The organism is Bacillus pseudomycoides DSM 12442 (assembly GCF_000161455.1).
Lineage (GTDB): Bacteria > Bacillota > Bacilli > Bacillales > Bacillaceae_G > Bacillus_A > Bacillus_A pseudomycoides.
Genome location: NZ_CM000745.1, coordinates 5470164 through 5470495, shown reverse-complemented (window position 1 = coordinate 5470495; position 332 = coordinate 5470164). Strand labels below are relative to the sequence as shown.

Sequence of the window (332 nt, the reverse complement as noted above, 5' to 3'; positions counted from 1 at the left end):
GCATTTAGATGATTTAGAGACACAAAACCAAAAATTTTATGATTTAACAAAGAACCTAACAGTAGCAGATTTACAAAAATCTATGCTTCTTATTATGCAAAATGATTTACATACATTTGCAAATCAAGTAGATGTAGAACTTGACCTACTAAAACGCTATAAAGAAGATTTGGGTCTAATCAAAAATAGTATTACAAACTTATCTACTAATGTTGATACAACTGACCAGCAGTCTCAAAAGGATACATTAAGACAATTAAAAAATGTAACAAGTTACCTTGAAGAACAAGTTTATAAGTTTTAATATTTAGAATTTAATAAAAATAATATAG

1 pseudogene is annotated in these 332 nt (G+C 25.9%); it reads left to right on the top strand.

What is annotated here, in order from left to right:
• Nucleotides 1–304, top strand: a pseudogene (locus BPMYX0001_RS27680) (hemolysin BL lytic component L2); the annotation flags it as partial.
• Nucleotides 305–332: the final 28 nt, after the last annotated feature.